Origin of the sequence: Acidocella sp. MX-AZ02 (assembly GCF_000306035.1) — a bacterium.
Lineage (GTDB): Bacteria > Pseudomonadota > Alphaproteobacteria > Acetobacterales > Acetobacteraceae > Acidocella > Acidocella facilis.
In genome coordinates this window covers 251,564-273,508 of record NZ_JH976208.1, presented here as the reverse complement: position 1 = coordinate 273,508, position 21,945 = coordinate 251,564, and the positions used below count along the sequence as shown (strand labels likewise).

General features: G+C 66.3%; 22 protein-coding genes. 9 read left to right on the top strand and 13 right to left on the bottom strand.

The window, feature by feature from the left end:
• Window position 1 precedes the first annotated feature (1 nt).
• From mrdA to murI, 3 genes are read left to right on the top strand one after another with little or no spacing between them, the layout of a single operon-like run.
• Complete coding sequence (gene mrdA / locus MXAZACID_RS09560; protein WP_008494088.1) at window positions 2-1,888, top strand: penicillin-binding protein 2; 1,887 nt, start codon at window positions 2-4, stop codon at window positions 1,886-1,888.
• Window positions 1,885-3,045, top strand: coding sequence for a rod shape-determining protein RodA (gene rodA / locus MXAZACID_RS09555; protein WP_008494087.1), 1,161 nt, complete (start codon window positions 1,885-1,887; stop codon window positions 3,043-3,045). Before mrdA ends, rodA begins: the two co-directional genes overlap by 4 nt.
• 1 nt (window position 3,046) lies before the next feature.
• Window positions 3,047-3,805 carry a glutamate racemase gene (gene murI, locus MXAZACID_RS09550; protein ID WP_008494086.1) on the top strand — a complete coding sequence of 253 codons (759 nt, stop codon included), beginning with the start codon at window positions 3,047-3,049 and terminating at the stop codon, window positions 3,803-3,805.
• A 316-nt stretch (window positions 3,806-4,121) separates the two neighbouring features.
• Here the strand turns inward: murI and MXAZACID_RS09545 are convergent, their stop codons facing one another.
• Genes MXAZACID_RS09545 through MXAZACID_RS09535 form a run of 3 tightly spaced genes read right to left on the bottom strand, consistent with a single transcriptional unit; the run spans window position 4,122 to window position 6,337 of the window.
• Window positions 4,122-4,607 (bottom strand): GNAT family N-acetyltransferase, encoded by a 486-nt coding sequence (locus MXAZACID_RS09545; RefSeq protein ID WP_008494085.1) that lies wholly within the window; start codon window positions 4,605-4,607, stop codon window positions 4,122-4,124.
• A gap of 3 nt (window positions 4,608-4,610) precedes the next feature.
• Window positions 4,611-5,360, bottom strand: coding sequence for a sulfite exporter TauE/SafE family protein (locus MXAZACID_RS09540; RefSeq protein WP_008494084.1), 750 nt, complete (start codon window positions 5,358-5,360; stop codon window positions 4,611-4,613).
• The gene (locus MXAZACID_RS09535) at window positions 5,357-6,337 is read right to left on the bottom strand and encodes an adenosine kinase (RefSeq protein ID WP_008494082.1); all 981 of its coding nucleotides are present in this window, start codon (window positions 6,335-6,337) and stop codon (window positions 5,357-5,359) included. The genes MXAZACID_RS09540 and MXAZACID_RS09535 overlap by 4 nt, the downstream gene beginning before the upstream one ends.
• A gap of 291 nt (window positions 6,338-6,628) precedes the next feature.
• Between MXAZACID_RS09535 and MXAZACID_RS09530 the strand changes: the two genes are divergently transcribed.
• Complete coding sequence (locus tag MXAZACID_RS09530) at window positions 6,629-7,123, top strand: polymer-forming cytoskeletal protein (protein WP_039885267.1); 495 nt, start codon at window positions 6,629-6,631, stop codon at window positions 7,121-7,123.
• A gap of 84 nt (window positions 7,124-7,207) precedes the next feature.
• On the opposite strand, the gene MXAZACID_RS09525 is transcribed toward MXAZACID_RS09530, so the two are convergent.
• Genes MXAZACID_RS09525 through MXAZACID_RS09505 form a run of 5 tightly spaced genes read right to left on the bottom strand, consistent with a single transcriptional unit; the run spans window position 7,208 to window position 10,977 of the window.
• The gene (locus MXAZACID_RS09525; protein WP_008494080.1) at window positions 7,208-8,710 is read right to left on the bottom strand and encodes a Ppx/GppA family phosphatase; all 1,503 of its coding nucleotides are present in this window, start codon (window positions 8,708-8,710) and stop codon (window positions 7,208-7,210) included.
• Between the two features lie 43 nt (window positions 8,711-8,753).
• Window positions 8,754-9,188 (bottom strand): GNAT family N-acetyltransferase, encoded by a 435-nt coding sequence (locus MXAZACID_RS09520; protein ID WP_008494079.1) that lies wholly within the window; start codon window positions 9,186-9,188, stop codon window positions 8,754-8,756.
• Window positions 9,185-9,826 (bottom strand): tRNA (adenosine(37)-N6)-threonylcarbamoyltransferase complex dimerization subunit type 1 TsaB, encoded by a 642-nt coding sequence (gene tsaB / locus MXAZACID_RS09515; RefSeq protein ID WP_008494078.1) that lies wholly within the window; start codon window positions 9,824-9,826, stop codon window positions 9,185-9,187. Before tsaB ends, MXAZACID_RS09520 begins: the two co-directional genes overlap by 4 nt.
• Window positions 9,823-10,407: a malonic semialdehyde reductase gene (locus tag MXAZACID_RS09510; RefSeq protein WP_008494077.1), complete on the bottom strand. Its 585-nt coding sequence runs from the start codon at window positions 10,405-10,407 to the stop codon at window positions 9,823-9,825. The genes tsaB and MXAZACID_RS09510 overlap by 4 nt, the downstream gene beginning before the upstream one ends.
• Window positions 10,408-10,422: 15 nt before the next feature.
• Complete coding sequence (locus tag MXAZACID_RS09505) at window positions 10,423-10,977, bottom strand: NifU family protein (RefSeq protein ID WP_008494076.1); 555 nt, start codon at window positions 10,975-10,977, stop codon at window positions 10,423-10,425.
• 147 nt (window positions 10,978-11,124) lie between these two features.
• Between MXAZACID_RS09505 and MXAZACID_RS09500 the strand changes: the two genes are divergently transcribed.
• From MXAZACID_RS09500 to MXAZACID_RS09490, 3 genes are all read left to right on the top strand, one after another.
• Complete coding sequence (locus MXAZACID_RS09500) at window positions 11,125-11,907, top strand: class III extradiol ring-cleavage dioxygenase (protein WP_008494074.1); 783 nt, start codon at window positions 11,125-11,127, stop codon at window positions 11,905-11,907.
• Between the two features lie 125 nt (window positions 11,908-12,032).
• Window positions 12,033-12,434 (top strand): hypothetical protein, encoded by a 402-nt coding sequence (locus MXAZACID_RS09495; RefSeq protein WP_008494073.1) that lies wholly within the window; start codon window positions 12,033-12,035, stop codon window positions 12,432-12,434.
• 143 nt (window positions 12,435-12,577) lie between these two features.
• Complete coding sequence (locus MXAZACID_RS09490; RefSeq protein ID WP_008494072.1) at window positions 12,578-12,943, top strand: hypothetical protein; 366 nt, start codon at window positions 12,578-12,580, stop codon at window positions 12,941-12,943.
• A gap of 108 nt (window positions 12,944-13,051) precedes the next feature.
• Here MXAZACID_RS09490 and MXAZACID_RS09485 read toward each other — a convergent pair whose 3' ends face one another.
• Both MXAZACID_RS09485 and MXAZACID_RS09480 read right to left on the bottom strand, forming a co-directional pair.
• Complete coding sequence (locus MXAZACID_RS09485; RefSeq protein ID WP_008494071.1) at window positions 13,052-13,783, bottom strand: hypothetical protein; 732 nt, start codon at window positions 13,781-13,783, stop codon at window positions 13,052-13,054.
• Window positions 13,784-13,897: 114 nt separating this feature from the next.
• On the bottom strand, window positions 13,898-15,388 hold the full coding sequence (locus MXAZACID_RS09480; protein WP_008494069.1) for a xylulokinase: 1,491 nt from the start codon (window positions 15,386-15,388) through the stop codon (window positions 13,898-13,900).
• 48 nt (window positions 15,389-15,436) lie between these two features.
• Between MXAZACID_RS09480 and MXAZACID_RS09475 the strand changes: the two genes are divergently transcribed.
• Entirely contained in the window at window positions 15,437-16,435 is a 999-nt protein-coding gene (locus MXAZACID_RS09475; RefSeq protein WP_008494068.1) for an isopenicillin N synthase family oxygenase, read from the top strand.
• A 145-nt stretch (window positions 16,436-16,580) separates the two neighbouring features.
• Here MXAZACID_RS09475 and MXAZACID_RS09470 read toward each other — a convergent pair whose 3' ends face one another.
• From MXAZACID_RS09470 to MXAZACID_RS09460, 3 genes are all read right to left on the bottom strand, one after another.
• Complete coding sequence (locus tag MXAZACID_RS09470; RefSeq protein ID WP_008494067.1) at window positions 16,581-17,651, bottom strand: acyltransferase; 1,071 nt, start codon at window positions 17,649-17,651, stop codon at window positions 16,581-16,583.
• 127 nt (window positions 17,652-17,778) lie between these two features.
• A complete protein-coding gene (locus MXAZACID_RS17805) occupies window positions 17,779-19,464 on the bottom strand; it encodes a class I SAM-dependent methyltransferase (protein ID WP_008494066.1) in 1,686 nt (561 codons plus the stop codon).
• A 111-nt stretch (window positions 19,465-19,575) separates the two neighbouring features.
• Window positions 19,576-21,540, bottom strand: coding sequence for a thioredoxin domain-containing protein (locus tag MXAZACID_RS09460; RefSeq protein ID WP_008494065.1), 1,965 nt, complete (start codon window positions 21,538-21,540; stop codon window positions 19,576-19,578).
• A gap of 68 nt (window positions 21,541-21,608) precedes the next feature.
• Between MXAZACID_RS09460 and MXAZACID_RS09455 the strand changes: the two genes are divergently transcribed.
• The gene (locus MXAZACID_RS09455; RefSeq protein ID WP_008494064.1) at window positions 21,609-21,932 is read left to right on the top strand and encodes a ferredoxin; all 324 of its coding nucleotides are present in this window, start codon (window positions 21,609-21,611) and stop codon (window positions 21,930-21,932) included.
• The last annotated feature ends 13 nt before the right edge of the window (window positions 21,933-21,945 follow it).

Below are 21,945 nucleotides of genomic sequence, written 5' to 3'. Positions count from 1 at the left end.
CATGCGTCGCCAGGCCAAGAACCGCACCGGCTTCTCCCGCCGCGCTCTGCTGATCGGCGCCGGCCAGGCGGCGATCTTCGCCGCCATCACCACCCGGCTCTATCATCTGCAGGTCTCCGAGCACGGCAAATACGCGCTGATGGCCAAGCAGAACTCCATCTCCGAGCGTCTGGTGGCGCCCGAGCGCGGCATCATCACCGACCGCTTCGGCGCCATCCTCGCCGGCAACCAGCAGCATTGGCGCGCCTTGTTCATGAAGGCGATGGCGCCGGAGCCGGACGTGGTGCTGGAGAATTTCTTCCGGCTGGTGCCGCTCTCGGACGAGGAAAAGGCCCGCATCACCCAGGATCTCGCCGACCATCCCGGCTATATCCCGGTGCTGCTGAAGGATTGGCTGGACTGGCCGGACATGGCCGCGATCGAGGTCAACACCCCGAACCTGCCCGGCGTCATCGTCGAGGAAGGGGCCAGCCGCACCTACCCGCTGGGGCCGGTGGCGGCGCATGCGGTGGGCTATGTCGGCCGGCCGAACCAGCAGGAGGCGAAGCAGGATGCGGTGCTGGCGCTGCCGGGCATGCGGGTGGGCCGCACCGGCGCGGAAGATGCCGACGACCTCTCCTTGCGCGGCGATCCCGGCTTCGTGCAGACCGAAACCAACGTGCATGGCGAGGTGATGCGCGTGGTGGCGCAGGATGCCGGCACCCCGGGCCAGACCGTGGCGCTGGGCATGGATGCCGGGCTGCAGCAGCTGGCGGTGCAGAGCCTGGGGGCGCAGACCGGCGCGGTGGTGATGATGGATGCGACCAATGGCGAGATCCTCGCCATGGCCAGCACCCCCTCCTTCGATCCGTCCTTGTTCGACAAAGGCGTGCCCAGCGATGTCTGGAAAGGCTGGATGGAGGACCCGAAACACCCGCTGCTCAACAAGGCGACAGCGGGGCTGTTCGCGCCCGGCTCCACCTTCAAGCCCACCGTGGCGCTGGCGGCGCTGAAATGCGGCGCCCTCACCCCGACCACCATCCATAACTGCCCCGGCTTCCTCAAGCTCGGCGACCATATCTTCTGGTGCGACAATCACGATGCCCATGGCAACATCAATGTCGTCTCCGCGCTGAAGGTCAGCTGCGACGTGTTTTTCTATAAAACCGCGCTGGATACCGGCATCGACAGGATCGCCGCGATGGCGACGATCATGGGCCAGGGCGTGGATCTCGATTCCGACATCCCCCACACCCAGGCCGGGCTGGTGCCGACTTTGGAATGGGCGCGCCGGCACGGCATCCATTGGGCCCAGGGCAATACCGTCGTGCAGGGCATCGGCCAGGGCTACACCCAGCTCACCCCGATGGCGCAGGCGACGATGATCGCCCGCCTCGCCTCCGGCCTCGCCGTCACCCCGCATCTCACCCGGCGGATCGGCGGCACGCTGCAGCCGGACTCGCTGCCCGGCGGCGCGGCGACCCTGGATGTCGACCCCGCGCATCTGGCGGTGGTCCGCCAGGGGCTGTTCGAGGTGGTGAACGACCCCGCCGGCACCGGCTATGGCGCACGCCTGACCATCCCCAACGTGCAGATGGCCGGCAAGACCGGCACAGCCCAGGTACACAACAACACCGCCGCCGAAAAAGCCAAAAACTTCAATGATATGACCATGGCATGGGAGCAGCGCCCGAATGCCTGGTTCGTCGCCTACGCGCCCGCCGACGCGCCGCGCTACGCCATCGCGGTGCTGATCGAGCACGGCAATTACGGCGCCCAGACCGCCGCCCCGATCGCCCATGACCTGATGACCTACGCCCTCCTGCACGACCCGGCCGGGCGCGACACCCCGCTCGCCAACCCGCCGCCGGAACCCCCGCCGACCGTACCGACCGGACTCAAAGCGTGATCGAACATGCCAGCCTGAGCTATCGCCGCCCCTTCCGGGAGCGCTCCTTCGGCCTCGCCCGCAAGCTGATGCGGGTGAACTGGCTGTTCGTGCTATGCGTCTGCGCGCTGGCGGGGGTGGGCTATGCGGCGCTCTATTCCGCCGCCGGCGGCTCGCCGCAGCCTTACGCGCAAAGCCAGCTGATCCGCTTCTGCGGCGCGCTGGTGCTGATGATTTGCATCGCCATGGTGGACATACGCTTCATCGCCAAGCTCTCCTGGCCGGCCTGGATTTTCGGCATATTGCTGCTGATCGCGGTGATGAAATTCGGCCATGTCGGGCTGGGCGCGAAACGCTGGATGACCGTGGGCGGCGTGGAAGTGCAGCCCTCGGAACTGATGAAGCTGTTTCTGGCGATGGCGCTCGGGCATTATTTCAAGCGCGCCACACCCGAGCAGACCGGCAATCTGCTGTTCGTGCTGCCCGCCATCCTGGCGATTCTGGTGCCGATGGGGCTGATCCTGAAAGAGCCCAATCTCGGCACCGCCGTCATCACCGGCACCATCGGCGCCACGGTGATGCTGGGGGCGGGGGTGCGCTGGTGGTGGTTCGCGCTGGTGGTGGTGGTGATCGCCGTGTCCGCGCCGGTGATCTATCACCATCTGCACGCCTATCAGAAAGCCCGGATCGACATCTTCCTCAATCCCGGCTCCGATCCGCTGGGGGCGGGCTACAACATCATCCAGAGCAAGATCGCGCTCGGCTCCGGCGGATTTTTCGGCCAGGGCTATCTGCACGGCACCCAGAACCAGCTCAACTTCCTGCCCGAGAAACAGACGGATTTCGTCTTCACCATCGTCGCCGAGGAATTCGGCTTCTTCGGCTCGGTCGCGGTGCTGGGGCTGCTGATGATGATCGTGGCGCTGGCCTATTACACCGCCTTGTCCTGCTCGCATGTCTATGGCCGGCTGGTGGCGCTGGGCATCGCCACCAATTTCTTCCTCTATTGCTTCGTCAATCTCTCGATGGTGATGGGGCTGATCCCGGTGGGCGGGGTGCCGCTGCCGCTGATCTCCTATGGCGGCTCGGCGCTGACCGCGGTGATGCTGGGCTTTGGCGTGCTGATGTCGATCCATGTGCATCGCGACGTGGAATTTGCCGAGCCGGGGGATTTCTGAGATGGCGCTTTTGGTGTTCGATTCCGGCATCGGCGGCCTGGGCGTGGTGGCGGCGCTGAACCAGCTTGCCCCGGATTTGCCGCTCACCTACCTGGCCGATACCGGCTTCTTCCCTTACGGCGAAAAGCCGGACGAGGTTCTGCTGCCGCATCTGATCGCGTTGCTGGGCGAGGCGATCGCCCGACAGCGCCCGGAAGCGGTGGTGGTGGCCTGCAACACCGCCTCCACCATCGCGCTGACCGCCTTGCGCGAGGCCTTCCCGCTGCCCTTCATCGGCTGCGTGCCGCCGATCAAACCCGCTGCGAGCGCCTCCACCAGCCGCACCATCGGCGTGCTGGCGACCAAGGCGACGGTGCGCCGGCCTTATCTGAACGGGCTGATCGAAAAATTCGCCCCGGATTGCCGGGTACTCTCACTCGGCACGCCGGATCTGGCGGAGCTGGCGGAGGAGAAGTTTCGCGGCGCGACGGTGGATATCGCCCCCGCCGTGGCCCCGCTCTTCGCGCAAGCCGGCGGCGACACGATTGACGCGGTCGCGCTGGGCTGCACCCATTACACCTTCCTGCTGCCGGAATTCCTGGCGCTGCGGCCGGACATCTCCTGGCACGACCCGGCAATGCCGGTGGCCAAGCAGAGTTTGCGCATCGCCGAGACGCTGGCGATCAGCGCCGCCCCGCGCACCATACGCTTTACCGGCGCGCCGGTGGCGACGCCCTTGGTGGCGCCGTTCGGGCTGGAGCCGGCGCTGAGAGCAACATGATCCTGACTGGACTCAGTCAGGATCATGTTGCCCGCCAAAACAAAAGAGGCTGTCCCAGATCGTCATTCATCTGGCCACTATGTCGATCCCGAGTCTCTTCGCCTTTTGCCCGTGGCGTCAAGGGCGCGCGGCTTCGCCGCGCGTCGCCGAAGGCGAGTAAACCCCTTGACGCCACGGGCAAAAGGCGAAACCCTGCAATGATCGAAATAATGCTGATCCTTCAAGGCGTTGAAGGATTAGGCCTGAAACTTATCTGGGACAGCCACAGACAAAAAGCTGGAGCGCGCTGACCGGTTACGATCAGACTGAAAGCGCGCTAGCTCAGCCTGAGCTGATAGAACAACGTATCCACCGCCATGCGCGGATAGGCCGGCGGCAGATCCGCCTTCGCCACCGCCACAAACCCGTTCTTCTCATAAAACCGGCAGGCGGCGCGCAGGATTTCCACGGTGCCGAGGGTAATCTCCACAATCCCCTGCGCGCGCGCCTGCGCCAGCAGCGTCTCCAGCAGCGCCTGCCCCACCCCATGCGCGCGCCCGCGCCAGGGGGCGGCGACGAACATCTTGCGCAGCGCCGCCTGCGCCGTGCCGAAGCGGATCAGCGCGATGCTGCCGATGATCCGCCCTTCCGCTTCCGCCACCCAGAACCCGCCCTGGCGCTGGTAGAAATTCTCGATATCCAGCAGGTCCGGCTGGTCCTGCAGCGTCACCGGAACGCCGAACTCGCCTTGCTGGATCGGGATGATGAGATCGACCACGCCTTGCGTATCGGCAGGCCGGAAGGGACGGATCTGGTAGCTCAAATCTCAGGCTTTCAAAAACATGCCGATGGTCAGCGCGATCCCGATCAGGCTGACGACAACCCGCAGAACCTTCTCCGGCACATGCCGCAAAATCAGTACGCCCACCTGCCCACCAATGATCGCGGTGATCGCCAGCACCCCGACCAGCAGCCAGTTCTGCTTGCTCTCGACCAGAAAAATCACCACCGCGGCGACATTCACCACCCCGGCCAGCACATTCTTGGTGGCCCCGGCATGGCGCACCGCGAGGCCGACGGCGGTCAGCGCCGCCATCATCAAAATCCCGATGCCGCCGCCGAAATAGCCGCCATAGATGGCGATGATGAACTGCATCACAACGCCCATGCGCGGGGAGATCGGCGGCGCCTCATCCTCGCTTCGCGGCTTGCGGAAAAAACTGCCCCAGATGAAGACGATGGTGGCGAAGGCGATCAGCCAGGGCACCAGATGGGTGAACACCGAAACCGGGGTGGCCAGCAGCAGAATCGCGCCGATCGCCCCGCCGATGACGGAGACGGTGAACAGGGTCCGCAGCGAAAGCCCCGCCGCCCCCCCGGCCATGTGCCGTCCGGTCCAGCCGGTGGTGGCCTGGCCGGGGAAGAGCGCGATGGTGGAGGTGATGTTCGCCGCGCGCGGGTCCAGCCCGGCGAACAGCAAAGCCGGGAAGGTCAGGAAGGAGCCGCCACCCGCCACCGCGTTCTGCGCCCCGGCGAGGAACCCCGCCAGGGCCAGCACCAGCAGCTGCCAGCTCAACCGACCAGCGCCCGCAGCTCATGCGCCGGCGGGCGGGCGCCGATGCGCGCGATCGCCAGCGCCGCCGCCTTGGTGCCGAGCTTGCCGGCCGCTTCCAGCCCCTCGCCGCGCGTATAGGCGGTGAGGAAGCCGGCGGCATAGGCATCGCCCGCCCCGGTGCTGTCCACCAGCGCCACCTCCTCGGCCGGGATCAACACGCTCTCCTCGCCCCGCAGGATCAGGCTGCCCTGCTCGCTGCGGGTCAGCACCGCGATCTTAACATCCAGCGCCGCCCTGGTCGCGGCTTCCTCGAAGCTGTTGACCTCATAGAGGCTGCAAATCTCGGTCTCGTTGGCGAAGAGAATATCCACCCCCTCGGCGATCAGCCGCTTGAAGCCTTCGCGATGGCGATCCACGCAGAACGCGTCGGAGAGCGACAGCGCCACCTCCTGCCCCGCCGCGCGGGCCATGCGCGCCGCCTCGATGAAGGCGCTCTGCGCCGCCGGCGGATCGAACAGATAGCCTTCCAGATAGGTGACCTTGGAGGCGGCGATGATGGTCTCGTCGATGTCATGCAGCGCGAACTCGCCGCCCGCGCCGAGATAGGTGTTCATCGTGCGCTGGCCATCCGGCGTCACCAGAATCAGGCAGCGCGCGGTGGGGACCGGCGCCTCCAGCGCCGGGGTGGCGTAATGCACGCCGACGCCGGCGATCTCGCGGCGAAACACCTCGCCCATCTCATCCTTGGCCACCTTGCCGAGAAACGCCACCCGGGCCCCCAACGCCGCCGCCACCGCGCAGCTATTCGCCGCCGAGCCGCCGGAGGCGCTGTGCCCGCCCTGCATCGCTTCGGTCAGCCTGGTCGCGGTATCGGCATCGATCAGCGACATCGCGCCCTTTGGCATGTCGTGGCGTTTTAAAAATTCGTCATCAGTTTGTAGGAGAAAATCGACGATGGCATTCCCGATGCCGGTGATATCGAATTGTGACACGGCCATTCGGCAAGCCCCCCAGACATTCGCAACAGATTACAGCGCGGACGGGTTAGCATCGCCACACCGCAGCGGCAAATGAGCAAAGCTGTTGTTCGCCTTTAACGCGCATGCTAGCCCGGCATTATCGCGACGAGCCAGCACGGAGGATTTGTGTTCAACAAGCGCAAAATGGAAGAGCCAAAACCGCTTAACCCCGCGCCGACGGTGGAAGAGGAACCCTCCTCGATCTTTCCCCCGGATGAAGACACCTCCCCGGCCAGCAGTTTCATTCCCCCCAGCTTCAAGGAGTCTCCCATGGCCCGCTCACCTTTCGCGCCGCCGCCGGTCCCCGCCACCCCGTCTACCCCGTCCGGCATGCCGGCCGCCGCCCCGCGCCCGCTGATGGGCAGCCCCAGCCGTGAGGCCGCCGAGCGCCGCACCCTGGTCGTTGGCCGTGGCATTTCCGTGCAGGGCACGGTGCAGGATGCCGAGCGGCTGGTGGTTGAAGGCACGGTCGAAGCCACGATGATCAACGCCAATGAACTCTCCATCGCCCCGGGCGGTGTGTTCAAGGGCGAGGTCGAGGTGGACGACGCCGAAGTCGCCGGCACCATCGATGGCACGCTGGTCGCCCGCGCCACCTTGATCGTGCGCGCCACCGGCCGGGTGCTGGGCACCGCCCGCTGCCGCCGTTTGCAGGTTGAGGATGGCGGCCAGATCACCGGCCGCATCGAGATGCTGAGCGATAATGGCGGGCCGAGCCTCGGCTCTTCCAGCCATGGCAGCCCGGCCCTCGCCTCCGAGCCGTAAGGTCGGCGTATCTGGGGGCGTTCTTGCGAACCCCCCAGCGTTTTTCGCAGCTTTTTGAAAAAAGCTGCACCAAAAACTTTTGCTCTATTGAATAACGGTATCCGCTTCGCGGCCCAGCAGCAGCGCCAGCCGCTCCAGCCGCCTTAGCACCGCCTCTCCGGCAAACACACCGTTCGCCGCCGCCAGGCTCAGCATCAGCCGGCCCGGCGTCAGCTCCAGCCCGGTGCCCGCCAGCAGATGCGGCGTGCCCGCCGAGAGCGTGTAAGCCAGGCGCAACGCCGTTCCCAGCGTCTCCGCCCGCTGCGCCGCCCCCATATCCAGCAATGCCCGCGCCGGGGCCAGGAAGCCCGCTTCCGGCGGCGCCTCGTAACGCACCGCCGTCGCCAGCGCCAGAAAGGCGCGGGCATGGTGGTCCAGGCTCATCCCGGCCTGGCGCAGCACCCGCATGAAGGCCTGCTCGGCGCGATATTCCGGGTGCTCGTGGCTGCCAATGTCCGAAAGCCAGCACGCCGCCTCGCGCAGCCGCTTCTGCGCCGGGGTCTCGTCCGGGAACAAAGGCTGGGTCCAGATCACCAGCGCCTTGGGCAGATTCACATCCCGGATCATGCCCCGCACCAGATCCCGCGAGGCCGCCAGCAGCGGGTCCTCGGCGCGGATCTGCGCCGGCAGCAGCCGGGAGAACCAGCCCTCGCGCAGCCCATTGGCGGAAAACACCACCCGCGCCGCGCCGGTTGCGCGCAGCAGACGGCGCAGGATCACCGCCGCATAGGGCAGATCCTCGATGCGCCGGCGCGGCACCCCGGGCATGCGCTCGATCAGCTTGCGCCCGCCCTCGCTCACCACCCCGGCCAGATCCCGCGCCTCGTCCCGGTTGATGGTGTAATGATGCACGATATTCAGCGGATAGCCGGTCTGGGCGATGTGAATCCGCGCCAGCGCGCGGAAGGCGCCGCCGGAGAGGAACAGATCCTTCCCCGCCGCCTCGGCGGTGAAGGGCACGCTCTGCAGCGCCTCGATCATCACCGCCCGCGCCCGGCCGATATCCTCGCCCGCCCGCTCCGCCAGCCGGATCACGCCCACCGGCAGCGTCGCCGCCTCGCCCACCTGCCCGGCCTGCAGCCGGATCAGCTCCAGCGAGCCGCCGCCCAGATCCGCCAGAATCCCATCCGCGCCGGGAATGCCGCAGAGCACGCCCTCGGCCGAAAGCGCCGCCTCCTGCTCGCCGGAGAGCACGGAAATCCGCAGATCCGGCAGGCGCTTCATCACCGCCTGCACGAAATCGCGGCCATTCTCGGCATCGCGCACCGCCGAGGTCGCCAGCACCTCCACCGGGCTTGCCCCCATCGCGCGGGCGATGGCGGCGTAGCGGTGCAGCACCGTCTCCGCCTGCGCCAGCGCCTCATCCTTCAGCCGCCCGGTGCTGGTCATGCCCTTGGCCAGCCGCAGCACCGCGCGCTCGTTGAAAATCTGCAGCGGGTTGCGCAGCTCGCCCTCATAGACCACCAGCCGCACCGAGTTGGAGCCGAGATCCACCACCGCCCGCCGGAAGGGCGCGACATTCTGCTCGGATCGGCTCATCTGGTCCATGGATCACTCTCCCTCAACGCGGCGGCGGGACAAAGATAAGCTTTCATGACTGCCCGCCCGGCTCGTCACGCCGCATCATCAACGCATCCCCACCAGTCTCATAATAGGCCCGGCGGCGCCCGCTTTCCACAAAGCCGAACCCGGCATAGAGCGCGATGGCGGCCTCATTCTCCACCGCCACCTCCAGAAACAAGGTGGCGACACCCAGGGCCCGCAACCGCGCCAGCCCCTCCGCCAGCAAGGCCCGGCCGATGCCCTGGCGCTTGCGCGCGGCGCCGATGGTGATGATCTCCGCCTCATCCAGCACCTGGCGGATCAGCAGCAGCCCGCCCGCCTCATGCAGCAGCGCCAGCATCCCCGGCTGCGGCAACAAAGCGGCGAAGGCCGCCTCGTCCCACGGGTCATGCGCGAAGGCCTGGGCGTGCAGCGCCGCCATGATCGCGGCCTGGGCCGGCCCGGCTTGGAAGATGGCGCTCATAGCGGGGCCGGGCGCAACCCGGCGGCCGGCAGCTTGGCCTCCGGCGGATCGACATAAAGCGGCAAGGCGGGGGCCGGCGCCTGCCCCGCCGCGCGCTGCGCCAAAGCCGCGCGGCCCACCCATTCGGCCTCCAGCAGCCGCAGCTCGGTCAGCACCACATCCGCCCCGCGCGCGGCCAGGATGGCGGCGGCCAAAGGCGCCTCCGGCCCGCCAAGGGCGACCGGCTGGTCCGGGCTGGGAATATCGTCATCCGCACAGGCCAGCGCCTGGCCCTCGCGCAGCAGAAACAGCCGCCCGCGCCGGGCGCGAATCGCAATCCATAAAGCCCGGCGCAAATCCGGCGCGCCTTGCGCATAAGCCTGCGCCGCGCCGATGCCCCAGAGCCTCGCCCCGCGCCCCGCCGCAAAGCCCTGCGCCAGCGCGATGGAGGTGCGCAAGCCTGTAAAGCTCCCCGGCCCGGTGCAAATGGCGATGTCCGTTATCTCCTGGCCCGCCGCCGCCTCCTGCAGCAGCAGCGGCAGCGTCTCGATCAGGCCCGGTTTCAGCGGCGCGCTCCAGCGCGCCTGCACCGCCCCGTCCGGCGCCAGCCGCGCCAGCACGGCGCGCGGGCCGGACGCGTCAAGCGCGATCAGACTCACGCGAAATCAGCCGCCTCGCCAAAGCCCAGGCGCGGCCGGCGCGCTGGCAGCTCTTCCCCGGCTGGATGGCCCAGATTGATCAGGAAGTTGGATTTCCAGCCATTTTCATTGAAAAACACCCGGTCCAGCTTGGTGCGGTCAAAGCCGGACATCGCCCCGGTGGCAAAGCCCATGGCGCGCGCCGCCAGCAGGACATACGCCCCCTGCATCGAGGAATTGCGCATCGCGGTCTCTTCCGCCAGGTCCGGATTGCCGGAGAACCAGGGCTTCACATCCGCCTCCGGGTAAAGCTCGGGCAGCTTGAGATAAAAATGCGGGTCGAACGCCACCACCACCGTCACCGGGGCGGCCATCACCGGCTCGATATTCCCGCCCGACAGGCAAGGGCGCAGCTTCTCCTTGCCCTCCGGCGTGCGCACGAACAGGAACCGCGCCGGCGAGCAATTCGCCGAGGTCGGCCCCCATTTCGCCAGATCATAGAGCGCTTTCAGCGACTCGTCGGGGACCGGCTCGGCGCTGAATGAGGAATGGGTGCGCGCGTTGGTAAAAAGCGCCGCCAGCGCCGCGTCATCCAGAGCCATTGTGCCTCCTTAAGGTTACGCCGCCTGTGTAACCGAGGTCACTTCCGGAATATAGTGCTTGAGCATGTTCTCGATGCCATGCTTCAGCGTCGCGGTGGAGGAGGGGCAGCCGGCGCAGGCCCCCTGCATCTTCAGGCTGACCACCCCATCCCGGTAGCCGCGGAAGATGATATCCCCGCCATCGCCGGCCACCGCCGGGCGGATGCGGCTATCCAGCAGCTCCTTGATCTGATCGACGATCTCCTGATCCGCCGGGTCCACATCCTCATCCTCCAGCGCGATGCCCTCGCGCAAGATCGGCTTGCCGGCCATCAGATGTTCCATCAGCAGCCCCAGCACCTGCGGCTTCAGCGCCTGCCATGCGGTGGCGTCATCCTTGGTGACGGCGACGAAATCCCCGCCCAGGAACACCCGCGCCACGCCTTCGAGCCCGAACAGAGCCTCGGCCAGCGGTGAGATCAAGGCCGCGTCGGCATCCGCGAAATCCGCCGTCTTGTCGCCCAGAATGCTCTGGCCGGGCAGGAATTTCAGCGTCGCCGGGTTGGGGGTGCCTTCGGTTTCGATAAACATTGCAATCCTCCGTCCGCAAAGCGGACTGGTGTGGTCCTGATACTGGCTCGTAGATTGTCCTTTTCAGCGCCCGTGGCAAGCAGGGAATGGAGGGACAGCCTTGCAAAGCGCTTGCCCCAGAGGCGCTTTCATGTCCAGTCTAGGCCCATGCTCCCGGCTTTGTTCATCAGCCATGGCTCGCCCATGACCATCCTTGAAGACACCCCCGCCCGGCATTTCCTGGCGGGTCTCGGCGCGCTGTTGCCTCGCCCGCGCGCCATCCTCGCAATCTCCGCCCATTGGGAGACCGACATTCCCGCGGTGAGCAACCCGCCGGCGAATGAGACCATCCATGATTTCTACGGCTTCCCGCCCGCCCTGTACGCCCAGCATTACAACCCGCCGGTGGCGCATGAGCTGGCCGGGCGGGTCGCCCAGCTGCTGGAAAAAGCCGGGCAGACCTGCGGGGTGGATGGCCAGCGCGGGCTGGACCATGGCGCCTGGGTGCCACTGAAACTCGCCTATCCGGGCGAGGACATCCCGGTGATCCAGCTTTCGGTACAAACCCAGGCCGGCACCACCCATCACGTCGCCCTCGGCGAGGCGCTGCGCCCCCTGCGCGAGGAGGGCGTGCTGATCTTCGCCTCCGGCACCTTCACCCATGATCTGCGCCGCTTCCGCCATGGCCGCCCGGCCCAGGACGCGCCGGAAACTCCGGACGTCGCCGAATTCGCCGCCTGGATGGATGCAAGGATCGTCGCCGGGGATATTCCCGCTTTGTGCGATTACCGCCGCCTCGCCCCTTACGCCGCCGCCGAACACCCGACGGAGGAGCATCTGCTGCCGCTGCATGTCGCCCTCGGCGCTGGCGGGCCGAATCTCGCCCCCACCCGGCTGCACAGCTCGGTGGAATATGGCTTCATGCGCATGGATGCCTACGCCTTCGCCTGAGGTTTTCTTAAGGATTTTTCATCAAATTGAACGTCAGTGCCATGATCTCGGCTTGATTCCGGCTGGAAATCGCCATCCCGACCAATGATCTTACACTCCTGATTTCAACATCAAGGAGTCGTCAGATGAATGGCAAAACAGCCGGCCTGGCCGGCGCGCTGGCCGGAATGGCCGCACTGGGCAGTGCCGGCGCCGCCGAGGCGGCGAACGCCATGCAGGTGAAGTCCTATGCTGATCTGTTGACGCCCGTGCCCAACCCGGTCGCGGCGCTGCAGGCGAGCAACCAGGAGATGGCGACGCGCAACCAGGCGCCGCCCGCCGGGGTGACGCGCATCGATTGGCATGACCATTACCATCATCACCACCATGCGCATTACCCGCCGCCCTGGGCCTATCACCATCATCACCACGCCTATTATTATCCGCCGCCGCCCCCGCCGCCTGTGTTTTACCACCATCACCACCATCATCATCACAGCGGGGTGTTTTTCGGGGCGCCGGGCTTCGGCGTGGTGATCGGCAACTGACCAGCCCCACCCGGCCGCCGGGTTTGCGGTTTATTCATGAAGCAGCGCCGCATCATTCATCTTTCAGGATGCGGTGACGCCTTCAAATCCACCGCCCGGCTGCCGACGTTACAATCAAGACCTTCTCTTCACAGGAGATTCTGATGGATACGAAAAAAGCCGGCCTGCTCGGCGCCCTTGCCGGCGCCACGGCGCTTGGCGCTGGCGGCGCGGCCCAGGCCGCGAATGCGATGCAGGTAAATTCCTATGCCGATCTGTTGCAGCCGGTGGCCAACCCGGTCGCGGCGCTGCGGGAGAGCAACGCGGCGCTGGCGCAAAACCGGGATGCCGTGACGCGCATCGACTGGCACGATAACTACCATCACCATCATCACGCGCATTACCACCATCACCGGCCGCCGCCGCCCCCGCCGCCGCGCTATGATCACCATCATCACCACCATCATCACCAGGGTGGCGCGGTGCTCCTCTCCCCCGCGCCCGGCGTAGGCGTGGTGATCCGGAACTAGAGCAATATCCGATCAAACGGACTCGTTTGATCGGATAAAGTTGCGCGCTCAAACAAAACTTAGACCAGCGGAACGGGGGCTTTACCAAAATAAAGCCCCCGTCTCATTTCAATCCCCGGCCGCCTTATCGCGCGCCCGCGCCGCGCCCAGAATCCGCCGATAGGTGCCATCGAACACCGTATGCATCGCGGAGACCCAGCGTGTATCCTGCCCCAGCGTCTCGCGGCTGGCATGAATCCGGCGGGACTGCATCTCCCGCTCCGCCGCCTCTTCCTCGCCCATCGGCTCCAGCGCGAAATCCGGCTCCGCCGGGACGATGCAGAGCTGCATGAACGGCTCGCCGGGCCGGAAGACATGCACCAGGCCTTTCGGCGGCGCCTTGAACACCACGAAATTGATCATCGGCCACCAGGAGGTGCGCAACAAGGCCGGCACCGCCAGCGGCACATCATCGGCGGGGCTGAGATAATAGCGCGGATGCGGCTCGGCGCGCACCGCCATGCCCTCGGGCACTTTCAAATCCAGCAGCAATTGCAGCGTATAGAACCCTTCGCCGAAGCTGCGGAAGGGCGGCCATTGCAGGCCAGGGGTGGGCGGCGGGCCGAAATCCCCCTCGAACTGGAAGGCCCCATTCTCATGGCGCACGCGCAGCTCGGTCTCGTAAGGGTAGAAAAGCTCCACCCCATATTGCGCGCCTTCCACGAAAGGCAGGCAATGCCAGCCCTGCTCATGCGCGCCATCCTGGCGCGGTACTTTCTCCCCGCCCCAGCCCGGCACCTCGACGCGCGTGCGCCGCGGCGCCAGACGCGGCTGGTAATAGCGGTATTTGACGATGTTCACGCAACCCTCCGAAAAACCAAGACAAAACCATGGCACAGCAAACCGCTTTATGATGGCGCGATTGCGGCCGCCGCGTCGGCCCCTGTCATGAAATAACCGTCACCGGCCCGCCCCCTACCCCTGGGTGAGCGCGTGCAGCCGGTGATTGATGCCGGCCAGCGCCGCCTGCGCCTCCTTATACAGCCCGAAAAGCTGGTCGTAGAAAGCGCTGGCCTCCTGGTTCGGCACCGTCACATCCCGCAGCCGCACCGCGCGGGCCACCGCCTCCTGCGGGCCGGCGAACAGCCCCACCCCGACGCCGGCCAGCAGCGCCGCCCCGAACGAGGCATCGCCCGCCTCGGTCCGCTCGATCACCAGCCCGGTGACATCGGCGATGATCTGCCGCCAGCAGGCACTCCGCGCCCCGCCCCCCATCAGCCGGATGGTGGAAAAATCCAGCCCCAGATCCCGCGCCGCGCCCAACAGATCGCGGATGGAAAAGGCGATGCCCTCATATACCGCCCGGGCGAAATGCGGCTTGCCATGCGCCATCGTCATGCCGATGAAATCCGCCCGCAGCAGCGGGTCCCAGTAAGGCGCGCGCTCGCCCTGCAGATAAGGGTGGAACAGCAGCCCCCCGGCCCCGCGCGGCGCCGCGCTGGCCAGCGCATCCATCGCCGCGAACCCGCCTTGCTCAAACATCAGATCCCGCACCCAGCGATGCGCGGAGGCGCAGCTATTGGTGCCGGTGGCGGTGTAATACAGCCCGGGCAGGATATGCGGATAACAGGAAATCGGCGGATGCACCGCCTTGCCCTGAGTGGCCAGAAACAGCACGCCCGCCGTGGCCAGCTTCACCCCGCCAATGCCGGGCGCATTGCCGCCGACGCCGAAAAACTCCACCGTCGTATCATTGGAGCCGCAAATCACCTTCGTGCCGGGCTTCAGCCCGGTGCGCGCCGCCGCCGCCGCGGTGACACCCCCCACCACCTGTTCCGCCGGGACGATCGGCGGCAGAATGGCCATATCCAGCCCGATCAGCCCGGCCAGCTCTGGAGACCAGTTTTTCGTCTCATCATCCGCCAGCAGCGCGCCCACCGCGTCGGAATAATCCGTCTCCCAGCCGCCGGTCAGGCAATGGCGCAGGAAATCCTTGGCCAGATAAAGCCGCTTGGCCTGGCGCATCACCTCCGGCTCATGCTCGAACAGCCAGGCCAGCATCGCCAGCGTCCAGGTCGGGTTCACCCGGTTCAGCGAGGTGGCGATAATCCGCGCCCCGGCTTTTTCGTGCAGGGCGGCGGCCTGGGCGGCGGCGCGCTGGTCGCTCCACATGATCGCCGGGCGCAGCACCGCGCCGGCCGCATCCGTCAGCACCGGAATATGCGCCCCGGCGGAGATGCCGATGCCGGCGATCTCCCCCGGATCGATCCCCGCCACCACCGCGCGCACCGCCTGGCACAGAGCCGCCACCCATTCCCCCGGATCCTGCTCCGCCCAGCCGAAATGCCTGATCTGCGTGGTGACCGGCGCCGCCGCCTCGGCGACGATGCCGCCATCCGGCGAAATCAGGCTCGCCTTCAGGCTGCCCGCCCCGAGATCGATGCCCAGCAAATATGAATCCGGCATGGCGATGGCTCCTGGAAACAAAACGCCTCCGGGTCTAGCATCCCCCCCATGCCCGAGACCATAGAGCTTGCCCCCGGCCTGGCCCCCGCTTATCTGGATGCGATCCCGGTGATCGACATCGCCCCGCTGCTGCACGGGGATTTCTCCCCCGCCGCGCAGATCGGCCGCGCCTGCCGCGAGATCGGATTTTTCTACATCAAAAATCACGGCATCGCGCAGAGCGAGATCGACGCGGTCTATGCCCAGGCCAAGCGGTTTTTCGATCTGCCGGTGGCGGAGAAGGAAAAATCCGCGATCGAGAAATCCACCTGCCATCGCGGCTGGTTTCGCCTCGGCGGCGAGAATCTCGACCCCGCCAAGCAGGCGCAAGGCGATTTCAAGGAAGGCTTCAAGATCGGCCGGGATCTGCCCCCGGACCATGAGCGGGTGAAGGCCGGGCTGCCGCTGCACGGCCCGGATGTCTGGCCGGATCTGCCGGGCTGGCAGAGCGTGATGCAGGGCTATTACGACAAGATGGTCGATCTCGGCGCCTTATTGCTCAGCGCCTTCGCCGTCTCGCTCGGGCTCAAGCCGGATTATTTCTCCCCCTGGCTCGGCATCACCATGACCACTTTGGGCCCGCTGCATTACCCGCCACAGACAGGCCGCATCACCGAGGCGCAATTGGGCGCCGGCGCGCACACGGATTTCGGCTGCCTCACGCTGCTGCACCAGGATAATGCCGGCGGGCTGCAGGTGCAGGGGCTGGACGGCACCTGGCTCGACGCCCCGCCCATCCCCGGCAGCTTCGTGGTGAATATCGGCGACATGATGGAACGCTGGACCAACGGCGTCTTCCGCTCCACCCCGCACCGGGTCATCAACATCTCAGGCCAGGAGCGCTACTCTTTGCCATTTTTCTTTGACCCGGATTTCTACGCCCCGGTGGAATGTTTGCCGACCTGCCTGCAACCAGGCGAGACACCGAAATTCCCCCCGACCACGGCGGGGCAGCATTTGCTGGATATGATCAATGCCAGCTTCAAATATCATCAGGACAAGGCGTAAGAGATGGGGCTTTTCTTGAAAAAATGCCCTGCTCTCCAAGATCTTTTTGACTGCCCCAGACCTTCATTCATCTGGCCATTATAACGATCCTTCAAGGCATTGAAGGTATAAGCCTGAAAATTATAGGGGACAGGCGTTTTGCTTTTTAACGCGGGGTTTCTAACGGGTGCCAGCTTCTGCACCACGCCAGCCAGGTTGAGGCGCGTTTTCCGAAAGAGATCGACGGCTTCTCGATGAAATACCAGGAGAGCATCGCCAACCCCAGCGCCACGGCGAAGGATAATATCTGATTCAGATGCCGGTCCATATGCGGCAGGCAGGCCGCGAAAATCTGCTGCACCGGCCAGCCCCATACATAGACGCCGTAGGAAAAATCTCCCGGCAGCCTGATCGCCCGCGCCAACCTCGTGCTCGCGACCCAGAGACAGCCTGTGAGAAACGCCGCATAGAACACAAACTGAAACGCCGTGCCGTGCCGCATGAACACCGCCAGCAGCACCAGCCCCGCCACCAGCCGGCCATCGATCCGCGCCCAGCCCTTATGCAACGCCAGCAATGAGCCGAACAGGAAAAATGCCGGCAATCTGCCGCCGAGATTCACATTGCTGAGCCCGGTTAGCGAAATATAACCCGGCCAGAGCATCAGCGTGCAGGCTACCACCAGACAAACCAGGCTCATCGCCCTGCGATATTTCAGCAGCCCGCACAGCCCCGCCACCGCCAGCATCGCATACATGAACAGCTCATATTTGATCGTCCAGATCGCGCCATTGGTCTGCGGGTAGAGATTATGCTGAAACACGCCAGGCAGGCCGTATTCGATATAAGGATGCAGCAGCACCGCCTTCAGCGCGCCCGCCTGGCCGAAATAGCCGCGCGGGCCCAGATCGCTGAAGAGCGGGCCGATCACCAGCACGCACACCACGCAGCTGACGATCAGCGCCGGAAAAATCCGCATCACCCGATGGATGGCATATTCGGCCACGCTCTGCTTCACCATCAGCGAATGGGTGATCAGAATGCCGCTGAGGAAAAAGAAAAATTCCACCGCCAGAGAACCGGAATAATCAAACCCGAGCAGCCGGCCGATCGGCTCCATCCGTCCTGTCGGGAGCACCAACGCATAGGCATGGCCCCAGATCACCGCCGCCGCGGCGATCAGCCGCAGCAGATCAAAATTATTATTCTCCCGGCGCAGCAGATCCGCGATCAGCATCGCGCCACACCGCGCTTGCCGGCCTTATAACAAAATGTAACATACCCCATCGACGAGATTTTGGGGCGAGCGGGGCGGGATCAAGGGCGCAGGCGCGCTTTATCTTCGCCGGCAGCGCCGCCGGCGCCTACCCCAGATGCTGCAGCAAATCCTCCGGCGCCCCGTCATGCAGCGCTACGATTTGGCGCAGCAACGCAACCGCCTCTGCCCCCCGCTCCAGCCCGAACAAGCCGATGATTTCGCCCCGCAACCCTGGCCAGCGCAAAGGATGCTCAGCCTCCGGCAACAGCAATCGCAGCGCTGCGAACGCGCTCACGGCTCGCGGAAAATCCTGGCTTTGCAGCGCCAGCATCCCGGCGGTGAAGGCGCCATCCTGCCGCAAGCCCAGCTCCAGCCCCTCCGGCGGCAGGTCGCCCAGCCCGGCGGCGCGCAAAGCCTCTGCCTCTTCCCGCCGCCCAGCATTCACCAGCCCGACAAAACCGCGCCAGGCGGCGGCAACCTCGCCTTGCGCCAGCAGGGCCGGCAGCGCCGCCGCGTCCCCGGCCTCGGCGGCGCAGAGCAGCGCCTCGCGCTGGGACAAGGCCGCGATATTTTCGGCAAACGGGTCGCGCTGGGAGATCTGCTCCATCGCCTGACACAAGGCCCGCGCCGCCTGGGCGGACAGGCTGAACATCGCCTGCAGCCCCGGCCGCGCCTGCCCGCGCGCCAGGCGGGACATGGCGCGGGCGAACAAGGCCTGGCCCAGCCCCAGCGGCATCAGCGCGGAAAGCTCTGGCAGTTTCGCCTGCAAAGCCGCCTCGGGCAGCGCCTCCGGCATGCGCCCAAACCGCGCCACCACCCCGGCATGGAACGCCGCCCAGGCTGCATCGGCGGCATCGTAATCGCCATCGATGGTGGCATCGAACAGCCCGCGCCCGGCAAAGCCGAGCTGGGTGTCAGACCCGGGCACGCAATCGCCGGCGCGTTTGGCCAGATAGGCCCGGTAAATCCCCCGCCCCGCCCCCTCGCGCAAAGCCAGCGGCGCGGGCGAGGCATAGGCGATCAGCCCGGTCTCATCGCGCATGATCCGCACATGCGCAAAGCCCGCCGCGTGCAGCGCCTGTGTCAGGCTCTCGCCGGTCTGCAGCACCAGATGCGCCCCCACCGCCAGGGCCGAGACCAGCTTGCCGGTGGATTGCCCGGGGGTGATCGTCGCCGCATCCGGGGTGGTCAGCAGCATCACCCCGTCCGGGGCGATGGTCTGTCGCATCAGCCGCAGATAAGCCGGCGGGTCCGGCAGATGCTCGATCAGCTCCGTCGCCGCGATCACGTCCCAGGGCGCGCCCAGCTGCGCTTCGGTGAAGTAATCCGCGCGCAGATCCAGCCCCAGCTCGCGCCGGCCAAAGGCCCCGAAGGGCGAAGGATCATACCCCACACCCTGCCAGCCCAGCCCATGCACGCCGATATCCAGCCCGAACCCGTAGCCGCCGCCGATTTCCAGCAGCCGCGCCCCGGCCGGCTTGTCGATCCGCGCCAGCTGGGCGGCGATCGGCCACAGCCCCGCCCCCACCTGCGCCAGATAGGCCGGCAGCCCCAGCTCCACCAGCGCGTTATCGCCATAATCCAGATCCGGGACGATGTCGGTGAAACAGGCGGTGCAGGCCGGGCAGCGCAGCAGATTGATCAGGAAATGCTTGCGCGGCGGCTTGAAATCCTCCTCCAGCACCAGCGCCATCTCGCCCGCATGGCCGCAATTGCGGCAGCGCGCGGCAAGGGTCTGGCCCTGGCGCCAGGTGATCTGGGCGTTGCGGCTGATCCTGATCGTCTCGTTCATCGCCCCGGTTCCATGCAGGCCGGCATGGTTACGGGCCGGCCCGCCCCCTGGCAAGACCGGCCCGTTTCAACCACTAACGCAACGTTATTAAATTCCAGCCTCAGAATTGTTTCACGTGGAACATTGCAGCTCCTGGCGCAAAATTTCCGCATCCTCCATCGGCAGGCCGCAAACATTGCCACGGCACACATAGGCGGCGCGCAGATCCCCCGGCTTGCCGAAGGCAGGATGCTCGGGCGCCAGCACCTTGCCGCCGCGCAGCACCAGCACCTTCGGATCCGGCGCGGCCAGGGCCAGACGCACCAAATCCTCCGCCCCGCCGGTCACCACCACGCTCACCGCATTGGCCAGCAAATCCGCCGCCGCCAGCAGCTCCGGGGCGTTGGTGAGCGCGCGGGCGCGGCCGCCATAGGCGCGCAAAACCGCCTGCGTCTTGGCGCGGTACTCGTCCTTGCCGGTGAGGTGGAACAAGGACGCGTAGGCTTGCGCCATCATCCCGGTGCCAGACGGCGTCGGCCCGTCCTGGATCGAGCGGCCGCGCGGGGCGTAGACATCCTGCGCATCATCGGCGGAGATATAGAACGCCCCCTCGCCATCGCCGAAGCGCGCCTCGGTGGCGGCGAGGATGGTCTCGCTCAGCACCAGATAGGCGCTCTTGTCGGTGGCCTGGTAGAGGGCGATGCCGGCACGGATCATCGCCGCCTGGTCCTCCAGCAGCCCGGCGGCGGAGATCTTGCCGTCGCGCATGGCATGGGCGATGCGCCCATCCTCCTCGCCCATCGCCTGGATCAGCGTGGTGAAGATGCGCTCGCCCAGGGCAATCCAGCCCGGCTCCTGGAAGACGATCCCGGCTTTCACCAGCGCCGAGATGGCCAGCGCGTTCCAGTCCGCCAGAATCTTGTCGTCACGGCCGGGGCGGATGCGGGTGTCGCGCAGCGCTTTCAGTTTGGCCCGGCAGGCGGCCAGGCGGGTCTCATCGCCGTTAAAGGGCAGCCGACGCTCCAGGATGATGCGGCCTTCCCAGTTGCCGGCGGCCGGCATCGGGTAGGCGGTTTCGAAAAACCGCGCATCGTCACCCAGGGCCGCTTCGATCTCGGCGCGGGTGAAGACGTAGAATTTGCCTTCCTCGCCTTCGGAATCGGCATCCTCGGAGGCGGCGAAGGCGCCTTCGGCGGCCATGTCGCGGGTCAGCCAGCCCACCGTCTCACGGGCGCGGGCGGCGTAGAGCGGATTCGGCTTGTCCGCCTGGGCGTAGGCCAGCAGCTCCAGGATCAGCGCATTGTCATAGAGCATTTTCTCGAAATGCGGCACCAGCCAGGCATCGTCCGTGGCATAGCGGGCATAGCCGCCGCCCAGATGGTCATAGATGCCGCCCTGGCTCATCCGCTCCAGCAGCAGATGCACCGCCTCGCGCCCGCGCGCATCGCCCAGCTGCCAGAGGAAGCGGAAAACCGGGATATTCGGGAATTTCGGCGCCCCAGCGAGGCCGCCCAGCTCCCAATCCATGCCGCGCAGGAAGGCCTCCTGCACCGCATGCAGCAGCTCAGGGCCCGGCGCGTCGCCCGGCTTGGTGGCGGCGGCTTCGGCCAGAGCGCGGCGGATGGCGCCGGCGGAGCGGGCGATCTGCTCCTGCTCATTCGCCCAGGCCTGGGAGAGCGCCACCAGCACCTGCGGGAAGCTGGGCCGGCCATGGCGCGGGGTCGGCGGGAAGTAGGTGCCGCCCCAGAAGGGCGCGCCCTCGGGGGTGAGCACCATGGTCAGCGGCCAGCCGCCTTGCTCGCCCATGGCGTGCAGCGCGGCCATGTAGGTTTGGTCGATATCCGGGCGTTCCTCGCGGTCCACCTTGATGGCGACGAAGCGCTCATTCAGCAGGCCAGCGATCTGCTCATTCTCGAAACTCTCATGCGCCATCACATGGCACCAATGGCAGGCGGCGTAGCCGATGGAGAGCAGCACCGGGACATTGCGGGCCTTGGCCTCGGCGAAGGCGGCCTCGCCCCATTGCTGCCAGTGCACGGGGTTATCCTTGTGCTGGAGCAGATAGGGAGAGGAGGCGTCCTGCAGGCGATTGGTCATTTGGCTCTCTCCTGGTTGAACCGCTACATAGGGGCGCACAGACAGGAGAACCAGCTTTGGGTGAAAGAATGGAGGGCGATCCGGCGCCTTATTTCGAAACGCACATCTTTGTGTGCGGCAACCGGCGGCCGGAGGGGCATCCGCGCGGCGATTGCGCCAGCAAGGGCTCGGAGAAGATCCGCGATTATATGAAGGTGCGGGTGAAGGAGCTGGGGCTCAAAAATATCCGCGTCAACCAGGCGGGATGCCTGGACCGGTGCGAGCTGGGGCCCTGCGCGGTGTTTTATCCGGAAGGGGTCTGGTACAAGCTGGATAGTTTCGCGGCGGTGGATGAGGTGATTGAGAAGCATTTGGTTGAGCAAGGCCGCGCCCGCGACAAGATGCTGCCTTAAGTTATAAAAGTTT

What these genes read in the sequence shown, in the direction of transcription:
- mrdA (WP_008494088.1), top strand. Translation starts at nt 2, where the DNA reads ATGCGTCGCCAGGCCAAGAACCGCACCGGCTTCTCCCGCCGCGCTCTG.
- murI (WP_008494086.1), top strand. Translation starts at nt 3,047, where the DNA reads ATGGCGCTTTTGGTGTTCGATTCCGGCATCGGCGGCCTGGGCGTGGTG.
- MXAZACID_RS09535 (WP_008494082.1), bottom strand. Translation starts at nt 6,337, where the DNA reads ATGGCCGTGTCACAATTCGATATCACCGGCATCGGGAATGCCATCGTC.
- MXAZACID_RS09530 (WP_039885267.1), top strand. Translation starts at nt 6,629, where the DNA reads ATGGCCCGCTCACCTTTCGCGCCGCCGCCGGTCCCCGCCACCCCGTCT.
- MXAZACID_RS09525 (WP_008494080.1), bottom strand. Translation starts at nt 8,710, where the DNA reads ATGGACCAGATGAGCCGATCCGAGCAGAATGTCGCGCCCTTCCGGCGG.
- MXAZACID_RS09520 (WP_008494079.1), bottom strand. Translation starts at nt 9,188, where the DNA reads ATGAGCGCCATCTTCCAAGCCGGGCCGGCCCAGGCCGCGATCATGGCG.
- MXAZACID_RS09510 (WP_008494077.1), bottom strand. Translation starts at nt 10,407, where the DNA reads ATGGCTCTGGATGACGCGGCGCTGGCGGCGCTTTTTACCAACGCGCGC.
- MXAZACID_RS09505 (WP_008494076.1), bottom strand. Translation starts at nt 10,977, where the DNA reads ATGTTTATCGAAACCGAAGGCACCCCCAACCCGGCGACGCTGAAATTC.
- MXAZACID_RS09500 (WP_008494074.1), top strand. Translation starts at nt 11,125, where the DNA reads ATGCTCCCGGCTTTGTTCATCAGCCATGGCTCGCCCATGACCATCCTT.
- MXAZACID_RS09495 (WP_008494073.1), top strand. Translation starts at nt 12,033, where the DNA reads ATGAATGGCAAAACAGCCGGCCTGGCCGGCGCGCTGGCCGGAATGGCC.
- MXAZACID_RS09490 (WP_008494072.1), top strand. Translation starts at nt 12,578, where the DNA reads ATGGATACGAAAAAAGCCGGCCTGCTCGGCGCCCTTGCCGGCGCCACG.
- MXAZACID_RS09480 (WP_008494069.1), bottom strand. Translation starts at nt 15,388, where the DNA reads ATGCCGGATTCATATTTGCTGGGCATCGATCTCGGGGCGGGCAGCCTG.
- MXAZACID_RS09475 (WP_008494068.1), top strand. Translation starts at nt 15,437, where the DNA reads ATGCCCGAGACCATAGAGCTTGCCCCCGGCCTGGCCCCCGCTTATCTG.
- MXAZACID_RS09470 (WP_008494067.1), bottom strand. Translation starts at nt 17,651, where the DNA reads ATGCTGATCGCGGATCTGCTGCGCCGGGAGAATAATAATTTTGATCTG.
- MXAZACID_RS17805 (WP_008494066.1), bottom strand. Translation starts at nt 19,464, where the DNA reads ATGAACGAGACGATCAGGATCAGCCGCAACGCCCAGATCACCTGGCGC.
- MXAZACID_RS09460 (WP_008494065.1), bottom strand. Translation starts at nt 21,540, where the DNA reads ATGACCAATCGCCTGCAGGACGCCTCCTCTCCCTATCTGCTCCAGCAC.
- MXAZACID_RS09455 (WP_008494064.1), top strand. Translation starts at nt 21,609, where the DNA reads ATGGAGGGCGATCCGGCGCCTTATTTCGAAACGCACATCTTTGTGTGC.